At 42.3% G+C, this 18,504-nt stretch carries 17 protein-coding genes and 1 pseudogene; all 18 read left to right on the forward strand.

Going from position 1 to position 18,504, the window contains the following annotated elements; genetic code table 11:
* Nucleotides 1-114 precede the first annotated feature (114 nt).
* Nucleotides 115-1,866, forward strand: a pseudogene (infB, locus tag PQ578_RS13785) (translation initiation factor IF-2); the annotation flags it as partial.
* A complete protein-coding gene (locus PQ578_RS13790) occupies nucleotides 1,863-2,138 on the forward strand; it encodes a DUF503 domain-containing protein (RefSeq protein ID WP_273834849.1) in 276 nt (91 codons plus the stop codon). The pseudogene infB and the gene PQ578_RS13790, both read left to right, overlap by 4 nt.
* A gap of 20 nt (nucleotides 2,139-2,158) precedes the next feature.
* Complete coding sequence (gene rbfA, locus PQ578_RS13795; RefSeq protein ID WP_098443391.1) at nucleotides 2,159-2,509, forward strand: 30S ribosome-binding factor RbfA; 351 nt, start codon at nucleotides 2,159-2,161, stop codon at nucleotides 2,507-2,509.
* Nucleotides 2,510-2,574: 65 nt separating this feature from the next.
* Nucleotides 2,575-3,471, forward strand: a complete 897-nt coding sequence (gene truB / locus PQ578_RS13800) for a tRNA pseudouridine(55) synthase TruB (RefSeq protein ID WP_273834850.1) — start codon at nucleotides 2,575-2,577, stop codon at nucleotides 3,469-3,471.
* 18 nt (nucleotides 3,472-3,489) lie between these two features.
* Nucleotides 3,490-4,422 (forward strand): bifunctional riboflavin kinase/FAD synthetase, encoded by a 933-nt coding sequence (gene ribF / locus PQ578_RS13805; protein ID WP_273834851.1) that lies wholly within the window; start codon nucleotides 3,490-3,492, stop codon nucleotides 4,420-4,422.
* 131 nt (nucleotides 4,423-4,553) lie between these two features.
* Nucleotides 4,554-4,823, forward strand: a complete 270-nt coding sequence (gene rpsO / locus PQ578_RS13810) for a 30S ribosomal protein S15 (RefSeq protein ID WP_048309782.1) — start codon at nucleotides 4,554-4,556, stop codon at nucleotides 4,821-4,823.
* 138 nt (nucleotides 4,824-4,961) lie between these two features.
* On the forward strand, nucleotides 4,962-7,079 hold the full coding sequence (gene pnp / locus PQ578_RS13815) for a polyribonucleotide nucleotidyltransferase (protein ID WP_273834853.1): 2,118 nt from the start codon (nucleotides 4,962-4,964) through the stop codon (nucleotides 7,077-7,079).
* 136 nt (nucleotides 7,080-7,215) lie between these two features.
* Nucleotides 7,216-8,172, forward strand: coding sequence for a polysaccharide deacetylase family protein (locus tag PQ578_RS13820; protein ID WP_273834855.1), 957 nt, complete (start codon nucleotides 7,216-7,218; stop codon nucleotides 8,170-8,172).
* A gap of 83 nt (nucleotides 8,173-8,255) precedes the next feature.
* A complete protein-coding gene (locus PQ578_RS13825) occupies nucleotides 8,256-9,497 on the forward strand; it encodes a M16 family metallopeptidase (protein WP_160919319.1) in 1,242 nt (413 codons plus the stop codon).
* Between the two features lie 99 nt (nucleotides 9,498-9,596).
* The gene (locus PQ578_RS13830; RefSeq protein WP_098443397.1) at nucleotides 9,597-9,839 is read left to right on the forward strand and encodes a YlmC/YmxH family sporulation protein; all 243 of its coding nucleotides are present in this window, start codon (nucleotides 9,597-9,599) and stop codon (nucleotides 9,837-9,839) included.
* Nucleotides 9,840-9,944: 105 nt separating this feature from the next.
* Nucleotides 9,945-10,847, forward strand: a complete 903-nt coding sequence (gene dpaA / locus PQ578_RS13835) for a dipicolinic acid synthetase subunit A (RefSeq protein ID WP_165995405.1) — start codon at nucleotides 9,945-9,947, stop codon at nucleotides 10,845-10,847.
* Nucleotides 10,844-11,437 carry a dipicolinate synthase subunit B gene (locus tag PQ578_RS13840; protein ID WP_159782382.1) on the forward strand — a complete coding sequence of 198 codons (594 nt, stop codon included), beginning with the start codon at nucleotides 10,844-10,846 and terminating at the stop codon, nucleotides 11,435-11,437. The genes dpaA and PQ578_RS13840 overlap by 4 nt, the downstream gene beginning before the upstream one ends.
* A gap of 132 nt (nucleotides 11,438-11,569) precedes the next feature.
* Nucleotides 11,570-12,616 (forward strand): aspartate-semialdehyde dehydrogenase, encoded by a 1,047-nt coding sequence (asd, locus tag PQ578_RS13845; protein ID WP_273834857.1) that lies wholly within the window; start codon nucleotides 11,570-11,572, stop codon nucleotides 12,614-12,616.
* Between the two features lie 19 nt (nucleotides 12,617-12,635).
* Nucleotides 12,636-13,889: an aspartate kinase gene (gene dapG / locus PQ578_RS13850; protein WP_273834859.1), complete on the forward strand. Its 1,254-nt coding sequence runs from the start codon at nucleotides 12,636-12,638 to the stop codon at nucleotides 13,887-13,889.
* A gap of 23 nt (nucleotides 13,890-13,912) precedes the next feature.
* On the forward strand, nucleotides 13,913-14,779 hold the full coding sequence (dapA, locus tag PQ578_RS13855) for a 4-hydroxy-tetrahydrodipicolinate synthase (RefSeq protein WP_273834860.1): 867 nt from the start codon (nucleotides 13,913-13,915) through the stop codon (nucleotides 14,777-14,779).
* A 143-nt stretch (nucleotides 14,780-14,922) separates the two neighbouring features.
* A complete protein-coding gene (locus tag PQ578_RS13860) occupies nucleotides 14,923-15,672 on the forward strand; it encodes a ClpP family protease (RefSeq protein ID WP_098443403.1) in 750 nt (249 codons plus the stop codon).
* On the forward strand, nucleotides 15,669-15,896 hold the full coding sequence (locus PQ578_RS13865) for a YlzJ-like family protein (RefSeq protein ID WP_098443404.1): 228 nt from the start codon (nucleotides 15,669-15,671) through the stop codon (nucleotides 15,894-15,896). The genes PQ578_RS13860 and PQ578_RS13865 overlap by 4 nt, the downstream gene beginning before the upstream one ends.
* Before the next feature lie 111 nt (nucleotides 15,897-16,007).
* Nucleotides 16,008-18,353, forward strand: a complete 2,346-nt coding sequence (locus PQ578_RS13870; RefSeq protein ID WP_273834862.1) for a DNA translocase FtsK — start codon at nucleotides 16,008-16,010, stop codon at nucleotides 18,351-18,353.
* Nucleotides 18,354-18,504: the final 151 nt, after the last annotated feature.

Here is an 18,504-nt window from a genome sequence, read left to right on the forward strand (position 1 = left end):
AATGCAAATCAAAAGAATAGCAAAAGCGCGCCAAACAACCGCCGCGGTGGACGTCGTCCTAACCGCCGTGGGAAAGGACAACCTCCTAAAAACACGGCTGCTCCAAGAAGATTGCCTTCTAAAGTAACGTTTATTGGTTCACTTACAGTAGGCCAACTTGCTGAAAAGCTAGGTAAAGATGCTTCTGAACTTATTAAAAAGCTAATGGGTCTTGGTGTAATGGCTACAATTAACCAGGAACTAGACAAAGATACTATGGAGCTCATTTGTGATGATTACGGCGTAAAAGTTGAAGAAGAAGAGCTGTTCGAAGTAACAGATCTTGATAATTACACAAGTGAAGACGAAGAAGGTAAGCTTGTTGAGCGTCCTGCTGTTGTGACGATCATGGGTCACGTAGACCACGGTAAAACAACGCTACTTGACGGAATTCGCGATACAAAAGTAACGCAGGGTGAAGCAGGCGGTATTACGCAGCACATTGGTGCTTACCAGATTGAAGAGAACAATAAGAAAATCACGTTCCTTGATACTCCTGGACACGCAGCATTTACAACAATGCGCGCACGTGGAGCAAAAGTAACGGATATTACGGTTCTTGTAGTTGCAGCGGATGACGGCGTTATGCCACAAACGGTTGAAGCCATTAACCACGCAAAAGCAGCAGAAGTTCCAATTATCGTTGCAGTTAATAAGATGGATAAAGAAGGAGCAAATCCTGATCGCGTTATGCAGGAACTAACTGAGTATGAACTCGTTTCTGAAGCATGGGGTGGCGATACGATTTTCGTGAACCTTTCTGCTATTAAGCGTGAAGGAATTGACAATCTTCTTGAGACGATCCTCTTGATCTCAGAAGTAGAAGAGTTTAAAGCAAACCCTAATAAGCTTGCTACAGGTACAGTGATTGAAGCGCAGCTAGATAAAGGGCGCGGGCCAGTTGCTACCCTTCTTGTTCAAGAAGGTACGCTAAAAGTTGGTGATCCTGTCGTAGTTGGTAACACGTTTGGTCGTGTTCGTGCGATGGTCAACGATCTTGGTAAGCGTGTCGAAACAGCTGCACCTTCTACGCCTGTCGAAGTGACTGGTTTGAGTGACGTTCCAAATGCCGGAGATCGCTTTGTGGCATTTGAAGACGAGAAAACAGCACGTCAAGTTGGGGAAGCGCGTAATCAGCAGCAAATTGAAGCTCAGCGTAAAGAATCTTCAAAAATGAATTTGGATGATTTATTTGAAAAGATTCAGCAAGGCGATGTGAAAGATATCAATGTTATCGTGAAAGCTGATGTACAGGGTTCTGTTGAGGCACTTGCTGGCTCACTTCAGAAGATTGAAGTAGAAGGCGTGAAGATCAACATTATTCATACAGCTGTTGGTGCGATTACAGAATCAGATATAATTCTTGCTTCTGCTTCTAATGCGATCATTATCGGATTTAACGTACGTCCTGATTCAAATGCGAAGAAAGTCGCTGATTCTGAGCAAGTAGAAATTCGCTTGCATCGTGTTATTTATACAGCAATTGAAGAAATCGAATCGGCAATGAAAGGAATGCTTGATCCAGTTTATGAGGAAAAAGTAATTGGTCAAGCTGAAGTACGTGAAACGTTTAAAGTTTCTAAAGTAGGTACAATTGCAGGATCTTACGTAACAGAAGGTAAAATCACACGTAATTCTGGCGTTCGTGTTATCCGTGACGGAATTGTCGTATTCGAAGGTGAAGTAGATACATTGAAACGCTTCAAAGACGATGCGAAAGAAGTTGCAAAAGGATACGAATGTGGTATTACACTTGCAAAGTTCAATGATGTTAAAGAAGGCGACATTATTGAAGCCTATATCATGGAGGAAGTAAAGCCTAAGTGATTGGATACGTCGAATGTGAATGCATCATTTACGATGCGCAATCCTTGAAGGAAAAAAGAGCTGTGCTTCAGTCGGTGATTAGCCGACTGAAGCACAATAATCTTGCAATTTCTGAGCTTGATAGCCAGGATCTCTGGCAACATACTGTGATCGGTATTGTCACGACGGCTTCAAGCAAAACGGCGTGTGAGCGTGAGCTGCAGCGTGCCATTTCATTGATTGACTCACGTCCGGATATCGAAATCACTCGAGCAACTTATGAGTGGCTTTAGGAAAGAAACGAGGTGTAACGATGAGTAATGTTCGCGCAAATCGTGTTGGTGAACAGATGAAGAAAGAACTTGGTGATATAATCAGCAGGAAGATTAAAGACCCGCGCGTAGGTTTCGTTACAGTAACAGCAGTAGAAGTTACGAATGATCTACAGCAAGCAACGGTATTTATTACGGTCCTTGGTGACGAAGAGAAGAAAGAAGCAACCCTGAACGGCCTTGCAAAAGCAACAGGATTTATCCGTTCTGAGATAGGGAAACGCATCCGTCTTCGTAAAACACCGGAGATTTACTTTGAATTTGATGAATCAATCGATTATGGTAACAAAATCGAACGACTTCTTGCAGATTTAAATCAAGCAGATGAGTAGTGACGAAGGGATAGGCAGGAATGTCTATCCTTTCTCTATGTCATCAGATTGAAAGGAGAAAAAGCATGAACGGCGTATTACCTTTAAAAAAACCCGCTGGTATGACCTCTCATGACTGTGTTGCCATAACTAGAAAGTTATTACACACCAAAAAAGTGGGACATACGGGAACGTTAGATCCTGATGTGACGGGCGTATTGCCTTTATGCATTGGAAGAGCAACAAAAGTTGCCCAATATATGACGGATTTTTCGAAAACGTATGAAGCGGTTATTACACTTGGATTTTCAACGACGACAGAAGATGCATCAGGAGATAAGGTGGATGAAAAGAACGTTGAGAAAATCCCATCAACTCATGAAATCGAAGAAGCCCTTGCAACGTTTAGAGGGACAATTGAGCAAGTTCCTCCGATGTATTCAGCTGTTAAAATAAACGGAAAAAAATTATATGAGTATGCATTTAAGGGAGAGGTCGTTGAGCGTCCGTCTCGAAAAGTCACGATTCATGAACTTGAACAAATTGGTGAGGTAACAACAGACGATGGAACTATTTCAATCCCTGTTCGTGTCACGTGTAGTAAGGGGACTTACATTCGAACACTTGCGGTCGATATAGGAGAGCATCTTGGGTATCCAGCTCATATGTCATTTTTAATTCGTACCGCTTCTGGCCCATTTAAACTAGAAGAATGTTTGACATTTGATGAGATTAAACAGATGATAGAAGATGAAACGCTCTCTCTTTTCCCGATGGAATATGCTCTTTCTGCCATGCCATCTTTAACAGTCGAACCTGAGCTTGAAGCTAAACTTCAAAATGGAGCTGTACTTCCTCAGGTGGATGAGATGACAGAAGATCGACTCGTTATGTACAATAAGGACGGAGAAGCAATTGCAATCTATCAAAAACATCCTGAGAAACCTGGCTTAATGAAGCCTGAGAAAGTGTTTTCGAGATGAAGTTAGAAGGTGAAACCGTTGAAGACAATTTATTTATCGCATCCACATCAATTGAAGGCGGAACATCCTGCGGTCATGGCGCTTGGATATTTTGATGGCATTCACCGTGGTCATCAGAAAGTGATTTCGACGGCAAAAAAGATCGCTGATGAGAAAGGTGTAGAGTCAGCAGTTATGACTTTCTATCCTCATCCATCAGTCGTTTTAGGGAAATCCACCCCGCAAACGAAAGCCATTACCCCCCTTGATGATAAAATTGATTTAATTGATGGAATGGGGATTGACGTTCTCTATATCGTGAAGTTCGACCAAACGATTGCAGGCATAACCCCACAACAATTTGTAGACGACTATATTATTGCTTTATCTGTTGTACACGTTGTCGCAGGGTTTGATTATACATATGGAAGCAAAGGGAGAGGCACGATGGATTCGCTTCCTTTCCATGCGCGAAATCAGTTTGATCAAACCGTTATTGATAAAGTTTCACAGCAAGATGAAAAAGTTAGCTCAACCCTCATTCGGTCATATATACGTGATGGAGCGGTAGAGAACGTTAAAGCGGTTCTTGGTCGCCGTTATGTAGTTAAAGGAACGGTTGTAAAGGGAGACCAGCGTGGTCGTACAATAGGTTTTCCAACAGCAAATGTTGACCTAAAGGATGATTATCTTGTTCCTGATACAGGCGTTTACGCTGTTCGGATGCGGGCGAAAGAAGAGTGGATGGACGGTGTATGCAACGTCGGGTATAAACCAACGTTTTATGAAGAAAAGCCAGATCAGCCGTCTTTAGAAGTGCACGTATTTGATTTTAGCGGTGACTTATATGGCCAGCAGGTAGAGGTGGAGTTTTACGAGAAGATTCGCGGAGAAGTGAAATTCTCGTCTGTAGATGACTTGATTGCTCAAATTGGTCAGGATGCGAAAGACGCAAAGAAAATCTTGAAATAGATTTCCCTTGCATTTTAGGAAGAAAACCTGTAATCTATTATCTGTACGACAAGTACACAACCTATACTGGGCAATCGAGTCACCGACGTTTGCGCGGTATCAGGGGATTAGAAATTAAGGAGGTGAAACGGATGGCAATCACACAAGAGCGTAAGCAAGAGCTTATCACTAAGTTCAAAACTCACGAGAATGATACTGGTTCTCCAGAGGTTCAAATCGCTGTCCTTACTGAGGAAATCAACAATTTGAACGATCATCTACGTTTCCACAAGAAAGACCACCACTCTCGTCGCGGTCTTCTTAAGATGGTTGGTAAACGCCGTAATCTTTTAACGTATCTTCGTAACAAAGACGTTACTCGTTACCGCGAACTTATCAAAGAACTTGGTCTACGTCGATAATGATTCAGAAAAGCGGGATATTTCCCGCTTTTTTATTAGGTTAAAAATACATAGATTTCTTCCTTTCTTTTTAGAAGTAAAAAGGTTAGGGTATAATAAAAGAAATGATTTTATTGGATGAGAGGAGTTCTCACATTAATGGCACAAGAGAAGCAAGTGTTTTCAATTGATTGGGCTGGTCGCGAATTGTCAGTTGAGATTGGTCAGCTGGCGAAGCAGGCGAGCGGTGCAGCATTGATTCGCTACGGCGATACGGCTGTACTAGCAACGGTTACAGGTTCTAAGGAGCCGAAAGACCTTCCGTTTTTCCCACTAACGGTTAATTATGAAGAACGATTATATGCAGTAGGTAAAATTCCTGGAGGCTTCATCAAGCGTGAAGGCCGTCCAAGTGAGAAGGCAATTCTTGCGAGTCGTTTAATTGACCGCCCGATTCGTCCTTTATTCCCAGATGGTTTCCGTAATGAAGTTCAAGTAGTGAGCACAGTTATGAGCGTGGATCAAAACTGTTCTTCCGAGATGGCAGCAATGTTCGGTTCATCTCTAGCACTTGGAATTAGTGATCTTCCATTTGATGGTCCGATTGCGGGCGTGCTCGTTGGACGCATCGACGGTAAGTTCGTCGTAAATCCTAATGTTGATCAGCTTGAACAAAGTGACATTCATTTAACAGTTGCAGGTACGAAAGATGCAATCAATATGGTTGAAGCTGGAGCTGAAGAAGTACCAGAAGAAACGATGCTGGAAGGAATTTTATTCGGACATCAGGAAATTAAGCGTCTGATTTCTTTCCAAGAACAAATCATTGAAGCTGTAGGAAAAGAAAAACGTGAAGTCGTTCTGAAAAAAGCAGACGAAACGCTAGAAGCTAAGCTTAGTGAGGAATACCTTACTGATATTCAAGAAGCTGTAAAAGTGATTGAAAAGCATGCAAGACAAGAAGCAATCGATGCTGTCATGACGCGTGCAACGGAAGCCTATGAAGAAAGTGAAGAATATAGCGCTGAAGAAGTGAAATCAATTTTGAATAGCTTTGTGAAGCAAGAAGTTCGTCGCTTAATTTTGAAAGATAAAGTAAGACCAGACGGACGTGGCGTTGATGAAATTCGCCCGCTTGATTCCGAAGTCGGTATCCTTTCAAGAACACACGGCTCAGGCTTGTTCACTCGTGGACAAACTCAAGCGCTTAGCATTTGTACACTTGGCGCACTTGGAGACGTTCAAATTCTTGACGGTCTTGGTACAGAAGAATCGAAGCGATTCATGCACCACTATAACTTCCCTAAATTCAGCGTTGGTGAAACAGGCCCAATGCGTGGACCAGGTCGTCGTGAGATTGGTCACGGTGCTCTCGGTGAGCGTGCTCTTGAGCAAGTTATTCCAACAGAAAAAGATTTCCCTTACACCATTCGTCTTGTATCTGAAGTGCTTGAATCAAACGGTTCAACTTCACAGGCAAGCATCTGTGCAAGTACGCTTGCGATGATGGATGCTGGTGTCCCAATTAAAGCACCAGTTGCTGGTATTGCAATGGGACTTGTTAGTGATGGAGAAGATGTAACAGTACTTACAGACATCCAGGGCATGGAAGATGCACTTGGTGACATGGACTTTAAAGTTGCTGGAACAGAGCAAGGTGTAACGGCGCTTCAAATGGATATCAAAATTTCAGGAATCAATGAAGACATCCTTCGTCAAGCGCTTGAACAGGCTAAAAAAGGTCGTCTTGCAATTCTTGAAAACATGATGAGTGCAATCAACGAACCTCGTACAGAGCTTTCTGCATATGCACCGAAGATTTTGACAATGTCAATTAAACCAGATAAGATCCGCGACGTCATTGGACCAAGCGGTAAAATCATCAATAAAATCATTGAAGAAACTGGCGTAAAAATTGATATTGAGCAGGACGGTTCAATCTTCATTTCTTCAACTGAGCAAGAGATGAACGCAAAAGCGAAGAAGATCATCGAAGATCTTGTAAGAGAAGTTGAAGTTGGCACAACTTACCTTGGTAAAGTGAAACGAGTAGAGAAATTTGGCGCATTCGTTGAGCTATTTGCTGGGAAAGAAGGCCTTGTTCATATTTCTGAACTGGCTGAAGAACGTACAAACAAAGTAGAAGATGTTGTCTCGATCGGTGATGAAATTATGGTTAAAGTAAAAGAAATCGATAAGCAGGGACGCGTCAACTTATCACGCAAAGAGATCTTAAAAGAACAGCGTGAACGTGAAGAACAAAGTCAAAAGAGTTAAGGAATTCGGCTGAGGCCGGATTCTTTTTTTATTTTCAGTGATTGATGACGAATCGCTGACGAATTGCCTCCTTATATAAACCCTAGTTCTAGAGCTTGCCCCATCAACATACTTTTTTACAAAAGGGGGCAGATGAATGAAGAAATCCTGGGTTCAATTCATTGTGTTTATTATGATCTTAGGCGTAGCAGCAGGTTCACTTCAGAACCCCTACACTTCAATGTATTTAACTGATTTAAAAGAGCAAGCGACAATCAGTGTCAACGGAAGTCCGTTATATAATGAAATTTTACAAGCGAAGGAACGAATGGATATTCCACCTGCGAATGCGGTAGTTGATCGTGTATGGAAAGGCATTCCTGGATATAATGGAATCATGGTTGATGCAGAAGAGTCTTACGCGAAGATGAAAGGTAAGACTTTTGATGAAGAAATGCTTGTAAGAAAAGAAGTCGAGCCTGATATTCAGTTAGATGATCTAGAACCTACTGCCGTTTACAAAGGAAATCCAAATAAGCCAATGGTCGCCTTTATGATTAATGTGGCATGGGGGGAAGAGTATTTACCTGACATGCTACAACAATTTAAAAAATATAACGCGCACGCAACTTTTTTTCTTGATGGCTCCTGGGCAAAGAAAAACCCTGATATGGTACGGATGATTGATGAAGAAGGTCATGAAATTGGGAACCATGCTTATTCTCATCCTGACTTAAAACAGTTAAGCGATGCGGCGATTCGTAAAGAGCTTGAAGATACAAATCAAGTGATTGAAGCAACTCTTGATAAAAAGCCTGTTGTTTTTGCCCCTCCAAGTGGAAGTTATGCAAATAATGCTGTGAAAATTGCCGATGAACTTGGGATGCAAACTGTGTTATGGTCAGTTGATACAGTCGATTGGAAAAAACCTGCCCCGCAAGCCTTAACAGCAAAGGTGTTAGAAAATGTACACGCAGGAGCGCTTATTTTGATGCATCCAACTGAACCAACAGAGAAAAGTTTAGAAGCACTCATTCGGGGAGTTGAAAAAAGAGGCTATCAGTTAGGAACAGTCTCACAAGTGTTAGATTCGAAGCGGGTGGAGAAAAGGTGATAGAATTGTGTCAATTCTACATTAATGATATAGTGATTTTGGAGTGTTACGAAACATAATGGTTCGATACAGGAGGAACAAGCTTGATAAATAAAGTAACGTGCAAAAACGGTGTAAGAGTAGTGTTAGAAAATATTCCAACAGTTCGATCGGTTGCGATCGGGATATGGATTGGAACTGGATCTCGTTTTGAACCTAAAGAGTTAAACGGGGTCTCGCATTTTCTTGAACATATGTTTTTTAAGGGGACAGAGAAGCGTAGCGCAAAAGAAATCGCTGAATCCTTTGATAGTATCGGTGGTCAAGTTAATGCGTTTACATCCAAAGAGTATACGTGTTACTACGCAAAAGTTCTTGATGAGCATGCAGATTATGCACTTGACGTGTTAACGGATATGTTTTTCCAGTCAACGTTTGAAGCAGGTGAGCTTGCGAAAGAGAAGAACGTTGTGCATGAAGAAATCAAAATGTACGAAGATACGCCAGATGATATTGTTCATGATATGCTCAGTCAAGCAAGCTATGGTGACCATGAGCTTGCGATGCCAATTCTAGGCACAGAAGAAACGTTAAAAGATTTTTCTGGAGATACGCTTCGTGAGTACATGCAAACGCACTATACCCCTGACAACATCGTCGTATCCATTGCAGGGAATATAGACGAATCCTTTATGCAAAAAGTTGAAGCGGCTTTTGAGCACTGGGAAACACCTGCAGGAAAACCTGAAGTACAGGCACCAATCTTTCATTCTGGCCAAATCGCTCGCAAAAAAGAAACAGAGCAAGCTCACTTATGCTTGGGATATGCTGGGTTGCCGTTTGGCACAGATGATATTTATAGTTTAATCGTCATGAACAATGTGCTTGGTGGGAGCATGAGTAGTCGTCTCTTCCAGGATGTGCGGGAGGATCAAGGTCTTGCTTACTCGGTGTTCTCATACCATTCTGCTTATCAAGATAGCGGCTTGTTAACAATTTATGCTGGAACGGCTCAAAACCAGCTTGATCGTCTATATGAAACGATTCAGAAAACACTTCAGGACTTTAAACGTGATGGAATCACTTCAAAAGAGTTAAAGAACTGTAAAGAGCAGCTAAAAGGAAACTTAATGCTTAGTCTTGAAAGCACAAATAGCCGAATGAGTCGGAACGGTAAAAATGAATTGTTGTTAAACCAGCATCGCTCTCTCGATGATATTATTACAAATATTGAAAGCGTTAATCATGAAAAAGTAAACAATATGATTCAGTCCATGTTTACAGATGAATTTTCAAGTTCCCTCATTAGCCCTAATGGCAAATTGCCAAGCAGCATGAAATCATAAGAGAGATCCCGCCTAAATAAGGCGGGTTTTTTCATGTCTTCCAAGAAAGACTCTTTCATAGACTAAGATTATCAACCAGTGTAGAAGGGGGACGGTATTATGAGATTAAGTCAACTTAGTGGGAAAGAGCTTATTGATATTGAAAAAGGACGTAAGCTCGGGGTGCTGGGACAGACGGATCTCCTATTTGATGAAAAAACAGGATTATTGAAAGAATTAATCATTCCAAAATCTTCATGGATGGGACTCAAACGAAAGGACCAGGAGATCTCGATACCGTGGGAACATATTGAAACAATTGGGAGAGATATGATTATTTTGCAAAACAATCAGAAGGAATAAAACTGGTACTCTTATCGATTCACCAAGCGGGCATACCCCACATAGAATGTTGAGAAATTACAATAATCCCCGTAGTAAGACGTGGAAAAGGAAAGGGGAGGAACGATGCTAACGAATCAACATATCGCTGTCATTGGCGGTGATGCCCGCCAGCTTGAAATTATTCGGAAGCTGACTGAATTAAATGCGGATTTGTATTTAATCGGCTTCGACCAGCTTGATCACGGATTTACTGGTGCAACCAAATGTACGTTAGATGAAGTAAAGCTAAATACCCTTGATGCAATTGTCCTTCCGGTGAGTGGAACTACGATCGAAGGAGAAGTCGATACGATCTTCTCAAATGAAAAAGTCGTATTAACAGCTGATCAGTTAAAACAAACGCCAGAACACTGTACGATTTATAGCGGAATTAGCAACAGTTGTTTAGATAAAATGGTCACTGAAGCATCGAGAACTTTAATTCGCTTATTTGAACGAGACGATGTTGCCATTTATAATTCCATTCCAACAGTTGAAGGAACGGTCATGATGGTAATTCAACATACAGATATTACAATTCATCAATCCAACATTGCTGTACTTGGTCTTGGACGTGTAGGAATGTCTGTTGCGAGAACTTTCGATGCACTTGGAGCGAATGTTAGCGTAGGGGCAAGAAAGCCGGAGCATATTGCACGCATTACAGAGATGGGGTTAAAGCCGTTTCATTTATCTGATCTAGCGAACCAAGTATCAAATCTAGATGTGTGCATCAACACCATTCCGGTTCAAATCGTCACGTCACAAGTAATCGCCAAAATGCCAGGTCATACGCTCGTCATCGATCTTGCTTCAAAACCAGGTGGTACAGATTTTCGCTATGCTGAAAAGCGAGGAATTAAAGCACTACTTGCGCCAGGACTTCCTGGTATCGTGGCCCCAAAAACCGCAGGGAAAATTATTGCGAATGTTCTGACACAGTTATTAATTGAGCGGTCTCACAATGGAAAGGAGAACACGCCATGAGTTTGAAAGGAAAACACATTGGGTTTGGTTTAACAGGTTCACATTGTACGTATGATGCGGTTGTTCCTCAAATCGAAGAACTTGTTCAATTAGGCGCGAAGGTCACTCCGTTTGTCTCCCATACGGTTATGAATACAAACACACGCTTTGGGGAAGGGGAAAACTGGATCGCTCGTATTGAAGAAATAACAGGTAATGAAGCAGTTAATTCAATCGTAAAGGCCGAGCCGTTTGGTCCCAAAACACCACTAGACTGCATGGTGATTGCTCCAATAACAGGAAACTCCATTAGTAAATTTGCGAATGCGATGACTGAATCTCCAGTATTAATGGGGGCAAAAGCAACTTTACGTAATGAAAAACCAGTTGTGTTAGGTATTTCTACCAACGACGGACTTGGACTAAATGGTACGAATATTTTAAGGTTGATGTCCACAAAGAACATTTATTTTATCCCATTTGGTCAGGACGATCCGGTGAAAAAACCAAACTCGTTGGTCGCTCGTATGCCTTCGTTAAGAGAAACGGTGGAAAAAGCCCTTCTCGGCAGACAGCTTCAGCCAGTTCTAATCGAAAGGTATTTGGATTAACCAATTGATTTATCTTTCTTTAGAATAGGTTTATGATAGAATAGAGAATAAAATCACTAAGAATGGGGAGAAACCTCGGTTTCTCCTTCTGTTGTGATGGATTTTGAATGGAATATGGGAGGAGAATAAGTCATGAGCGGGAAAAAATATCATGTAGCAGTAGTTGGAGCAACAGGGGCAGTCGGACAACAAATGATCAAAACACTAGAGGAACGAGATTTTCCGATATCGACCTTAACGCTCCTTTCATCATCGCGTTCAGCTGGTAAGAAAGTTACCTTCAAAGGGGAGGAGCTAACTGTAAAGGAAGCGACACCTGAAGCGTTTGAAGGGGTTCAGCTCGCTTTATTTAGTGCTGGTGGCGGTGTATCAAAAGCACTTGCGCCTGAAGCTGTTAAACACGGAGCAATCGTTGTAGATAATACCAGCGCATTCCGCATGGACCCGGAAGTGCCTCTTGTTGTACCTGAGGTAAACGAAGGGGACTTAAATGATCATAAGGGAATTATCGCAAATCCAAACTGCTCTACTATTCAGATGGTTGCAGCACTTGAACCACTGAAACAAGCATATGGCCTTACTAAAATTATTGTTTCTACTTATCAAGCCGTTTCAGGAGCAGGTGCAAATGCCGTAACTGAAATGAAAGAGCAGTCTCAAGCGGTGCTAAATGGAGAAAACTACGAACCACAAATATTGCCAGTTAAAGGCGACAAGAAGCACTATCCGATCGCTTTCAATGCCATCCCACAAATCGATGTATTTGAAGAAAACGGATTTACTTATGAAGAAATGAAAATGATAAATGAAACAAAGAAAATCATGCATGATGCTGAGCTTCATGTTGCAGCGACTTGCGTTCGTCTTCCAATTGAAACGGGCCATGCTGAATCGGTTTATGTTGAAATTGGAAAGGAAGATGTGAGCGTAGAAGATGTAAAAGAGCTCATGAAAAATGCGCCTGGTGTTACGCTGAAAGATGATCCTGCAAATCAGGTTTACCCAATGCCAGTTGATGCGGTAGGCAAATCAGACGTTTTTGTCGGTCGCATTCGAAAAGATTTAAATCAAAAAAATGGCTTCCATATGTGGATTGTCTCTGATAATCTACTGAAGGGGGCGGCATGGAATTCCGTACAAATTGCTGAAAGCCTATCCGACCTAAATATTTTGAAATAGACATAAGAAGGTGTTCTGAATGAAAGTCATCGTGCAGAAGTTTGGCGGAACTTCATTAAAAAGTGAAGACGGCAGACTGAGAGCTGTTAACCATATTAAAGACGCAGTGAACGATGGATATAAAGTTGTTGTCGTTGTTTCCGCAATGGGACGTAAGGGCGATCCCTATGCAACCGACACGCTTCTAAGCCTCATTGGCGACCGAGATCGAAAAGTAACTTCTAGAGAGTATGATTTGCTTGTATCATGTGGCGAAAGCATCTCCTCTGTTGTTTTTTCCAATCTCCTTTTAAATGAAGGTTTGAAAGCAACAGCCTATACTGGTGGTCAGGCTGGATTCATGACAACAGCTGAGCATAGCAAAGCTAGAATTTTGGAAATGAAGTCTGAACGTTTGATGGAAGAGTTAAAGCTCATGGATGTTGTTGTCGTAACAGGCTTTCAAGGTGTTACAAAAGATGGGGATGTAACGACGCTTGGCCGTGGCGGTAGTGACACGTCAGCAGCCGCACTTGGTGCTGCTCTTTCGGCTGAATGGGTTGATATCTTTACTGATGTGGAAGGCATTATGACGGCTGATCCAAGAATTGTGGAAAAAGCCCGACCGCTTTCGATCGTAACCTATAATGAAGTATGCAACATGGCGTATCAAGGAGCGAAGGTTATTCATCCGCGCGCAGTTGAGATTGCGATGCAGGCAAAAATCCCACTAAGAATCCGATCAACGTATTCCTCGTCGACTGGAACCCTGGTCACATCTGCGACTGGAAAACCGACGGGTGAACAAGTTATAGACCGGCTCATTACGGGTATTGCTCATGTGAGTGGCGTTACTCAAATTAAAGTGTTTGCGAAAGAAGGACAATACGACTTACAATCGCGCGTATTTAAAGCGATGGCACTAGAAGGGATTAGCGTGGACTTTATTAATATTAGCTTAACGGGTGTTGTGTACACCGTCATGGAAGAAATGACGGAGCGCGCCGTGGTCACGCTAAATAACATGGGGTATGAGCCAGAAGTCATCGAAAATTGTGCAAAGGTTTCAGCAGTTGGTGCTGGCATGAGCGGTGTGCCGGGCGTAACGGCAAAAATTGTCGAGTCATTAGCGGTAGAAAACATTGATATTTTACAATCAGCTGATTCTCATACAACAATCTGGGTGCTTGTGAGACAGCGTGATCTTTCAGCAGCTGTGAACGCGCTCCATGAAACATTTAACCTCCATCTGGATCCAGCGCAAGAAATGGAACAGATGATGGATCAGCTTTAAGTGAAAGGCAAGGAGTGAACGAGATGAATTTTGGAAAAGTACTTACGGCAATGGTGACCCCATTTGATCGTAAAGGATACGTTGATTTTGCTAAAACAGAGCAACTCATCAACTATTTAATCAATAATGGAACAGATGGACTTGTTGTAGCAGGTACCACGGGTGAATCACCAACACTTTCTTCCGAAGAGAAAGTAGCCCTTTTTAAGCATTCGGTGAAAGCGGCAGAGGGCAGAGTACCAATTATTGCAGGAACTGGCAGTAACAATACACATGCGTCGATCGAATTAACGAAAAAAGCAGAAGCTGTAGGTGTCGATGCGATTATGATCGTAGCGCCTTACTACAGCAAACCTGGCCAAAAAGGTCTTTATGAGCATTTTAAAGCGATTGCTGAGTCAACGAAGCTTCCCGTTATGATCTATAACATTCCAGGTCGCTCTGTTGTGAACATGACGGCAGACACGATTGTTGAGCTTTCAAAAATCAGCAACATTGTCTCAGTAAAAGAAGCGAGCGGTGATCTTGATCAAATTACTGACATCATTACCCGTACAGAAGCGTCTTTCTCTGTTTATAGCGGAGACGATGGCTTAACGTTACCGATCTTATCAGTAGGTGGGGATGGCGTCATTTCAGTAGCTTCACACGTTCTTGGCAATGAAATGCAACAAATGGTTTCAGCTTATGAATCTGGTGAGGTGAAAGAAGCAGCATCAATCCATCAACGAATTTTACCAATTATGAATGAACTCTTTAAGGCACCAAGCCCATCTCCTGTGAAAACAGCCCTTCAATTAAAAGGAATGGATGTTGGGAGTGTTCGTTTGCCGATGGTTCCTCTAACAGCAGAAGAACGCTCATCGCTTGCGGCAGCGCTAAATAAGTAAGGAAATGAAACGGACGCAGCTGCGTCCGCTTTTTTCGTTATATAACAGTAAAGTGAATTACTCATTGTTTCGCTTTTTCGGATGAATGGTAAAATCACCTCTCGTTCATACTACTAGTACCAGAGTAAGGAAGGGGTACCAGTATGAACAGTGAGTATCGTAATGAAAACCCGGGTCAGGAGCCTGATCCGAAAAAAGATGATCAATCAAAATCAACGTTAGTGGATAAAATCCAGCAGCTAGGACAAACGAACGTCCCTAGTATGGATCAGTCGAATATTCATTGTTTAACGATCATTGGTCAAATAGAAGGACACGTACAGTTACCGCCTCAAAATAAAACAACGAAATATGAGCATCTCATCCCGCAAATTGTAGCCATTGAGCAAAATCCGAAGATTGAAGGCGTGTTAATTCTTCTAAATACAGTAGGGGGCGACGTGGAAGCAGGACTCGCTATATCTGAGATGATTGCATCACTCTCAAAACCGTCAGTATCGATCGTTCTCGGCGGTGGACATTCGATAGGCGTTCCAATCGCTGTTGCGGCGAACCATTCTTTTGTTGCTGAAACGGCAACGATGACGATTCATCCTGTGCGTTTGACCGGCTTAGTGATCGGTGTCCCGCAAACATTTGAGTATTTAGATAAGATGCAAGAGCGTGTGGTAAGTTTTGTTACGAGGCATTCGAATATTACTGAAGAGAAGTTTAAAGAACTCATGTTTTCACGAGGAAATTTGACGAGAGATATTGGAACAAACGTCGTCGGAGATGATGCGGTAAGCTACGGTTTAATTGATGAGGTTGGTGCCGTAGGACCAGCGATGAAAAAGCTAAATGAATTAATTGAAGAATACAAAGGCAAACAAGAGGGTGACATTGTCCAATGATTCTTTACACCATTCTTCCGAACGAAGCGGTTTTCCCACCGGACCAGAGCGTGTATGAGCAACAAAAGATCATCGAATGGAATGGCGTACAGTTACTCGTTGAGAGAACATCGCTTACCGAGTGTCGCGTCGTTCAGGTGCTGAGCACAGATCCACAAGACTATTTAAATGACGCTACACAGCCAGGGCAAATGTTAACATTATCGACCTCTCCCCTGAAATAGAGCCTATAGGACCACGGGAAGATGTGGTATACTAGGAATAGATTGGTGAACAAAAAGCAGCCGGAAATGGCTGCTTTTTTCACCAGCTATGGCTTGTATAGAGGTGAGAAAATGGCAAAACGTAAAAGAAAAAAAGCAACGAAGAAACAGGCCGCCTGGCAGTCGCAGGTCAAAATTGAATTTATCGGTTTAACCGTTCTGGCGTTTACCGTTTTAGGTGTTTTGAAAATGGGGGTTGTCGGACGAGCCATTTACCATATGTTTCGTTTTTTTGCAGGAGAGTGGTATGGCCTTATTATTGCAGGTCTCGTTCTGTTCGCGGGTTATTTAATTGTGAAAAGGAAGCTCCCGTCGTTCTGGTCAAGGAGATTGGCTGGATTTTATTTGCTTGGAACGTCCTTTTTATTGCTAAGTCACGTTGGCTTATTTGAAACGCTGTCTCGTGAAGGGCAGTGGGATAGTCCATCGGTTATCGCCAATACATATGAACTCTTCCGAATGGATGTTAGCGATCCATCAGAATCTAGCCCGCTCGGCGGTGGCATGATCGGTGCGCTTCTCTTTGCTTTCTGCTACAGACTATTTGACGCAACAGGAACGCAGCTGATTGCGTTTCTAATGATTTTACTTTCTTTCGTTCTCATTACAGGAAAGTCTTTCAGCGATGTGCTAGGAAAAGCGCTCGACTGGGTAAAGAACTTTGTCCTGAACACATATGATGAAGCGAAATCTCTTCTATCTGAAAGCAAGAATGCAAGAAGAGAAAAGAAAGAACAGCGTGCTGCTTTAAGAGAGCAAGAATCGTCGATTGAGCCAGAAGAAACGTATGATGTTTCTGAAGCACCAAAGAATACTCAAGAAGAAGAAGCCCCATTTGAACCTGAAATACGAACCTTTACAGAAAGTGCTTATCCAACGCAGGCCGAACCACCTGTTGAGAAAGAAGCGACAGAAGGAAGCGAGTCCAATAAGGAAACAGCAGATGGTACGCCAATTCAATCATTAACGGTGGGAGAATTGGAAAACAAGGATTATCTTCTTCCATCCCTTTCATTACTTCAGCCGCCAAAGAAGGTGTCGCAGGACAATGAACGTCAGCAAATTTCTGCGAACGCACGTAAATTAGAAAAGACGTTTGAGAGTTTTGGTGTAAAAGCGAAAGTGATGAAAGTTCATTTAGGACCAGCCGTTACTAAATATGAAGTTTACCCTGATACGGGTGTGAAGGTAAGTAAAATTGTGAATTTAACGGATGACCTTGCCCTTGCTCTTGCAGCAAGAGACCTTCGAATTGAAGCGCCGATCCCAGGTAAATCGGCAATCGGAATTGAAGTGCCGAATTCCGAAGTGGCGATGGTGACGTTAAGGGAAGTACTTGAATCAAAGGAATACCAGTCTCATGCTTCAAAAGTTGCGATTGGATTTGGTCGCGATATTTCTGGTGAAGCCGTCGTCTCCGATTTATCAAAAATGCCTCACTTACTTGTAGCAGGCGCAACTGGTAGTGGTAAAAGTGTTTGTATTAATGGCATTATTGCAAGCATAATGATGAAAGCGAAACCGCATGAAGTGAAGATGATGATGATTGACCCTAAAATGGTAGAGCTAAATGTCTATAATGGGATCCCCCATCTTTTAGCACCGGTTGTAACAGATCCGAAAAAAGCTTCACAGGCGTTGAAGAAAGTTGTAAGTGAAATGGAGCGCCGTTATGAGCTGTTTTCCCATACTGGTACTAGGAATATTGAAGGCTACAACAATCATATTAAGCGCCATAATGAAACTTCAGATGCGAAGCAACCTTCTTTACCTTATATCGTTGTGATCGTCGATGAGCTAGCAGATTTAATGATGGTAGCTTCTAGTGACGTAGAGGATGCCATTACAAGACTTGCTCAAATGGCGCGTGCAGCGGGCATCCATTTAATTATTGCAACACAGCGACCGTCTGTAGACGTCATCACCGGAGTCATTAAAGCAAATATCCCATCACGTATTGCGTTTAGTGTTTCTTCAATGACGGATTCTCGAACAATTCTCGATATGGGTGGTGCTGAGAAGCTGCTAGGAAAAGGAGATATGCTCTTCCTTCCTGTTGGAGCAAATAAACCGAAGCGTGTGCAGGGTGCCTTTTTATCAGATGAAGAAGTAGAAGAGCTTGTTGACTTTGTCATCGCCCAGCAAAAAGCGCAGTATCAGGAAGAAATGATTCCGACGGATAAACCTGAAGAAGCACAGCCTGAGGTGGACGATGATTTGTATGATGATGCGGTTCAGCTCATTACAGAAATGCAAACGGCATCGGTTTCAATGCTACAAAGAAGATTTCGAATTGGCTATACCCGAGCAGCTAGACTGATTGATGCGATGGAAGCTCGTGGAATTGTTGGACCATATGAAGGCAGTAAGCCTCGTGAAGTACTCATAAGTAAGGAAGAAGAAGCGCAATCTAGCTGATTGCGCTTCTTTTTTTACGTAAGGACAAATAGCTGGTCTAATGTAAAGTAAAAAGCCTTACAACGTTAGAAATTCTATCATTTAAAATATTGGTAATCGAGCTTTTTTTCAAAAAACTATTTCCTTATCTCCTTGAAAATGGTATAGTTAT

Origin of the sequence: Guptibacillus sedimenti, from assembly GCF_028610665.1 — a bacterium.
GTDB lineage: Bacteria > Bacillota > Bacilli > Bacillales > Guptibacillaceae > Guptibacillus > Guptibacillus sedimenti.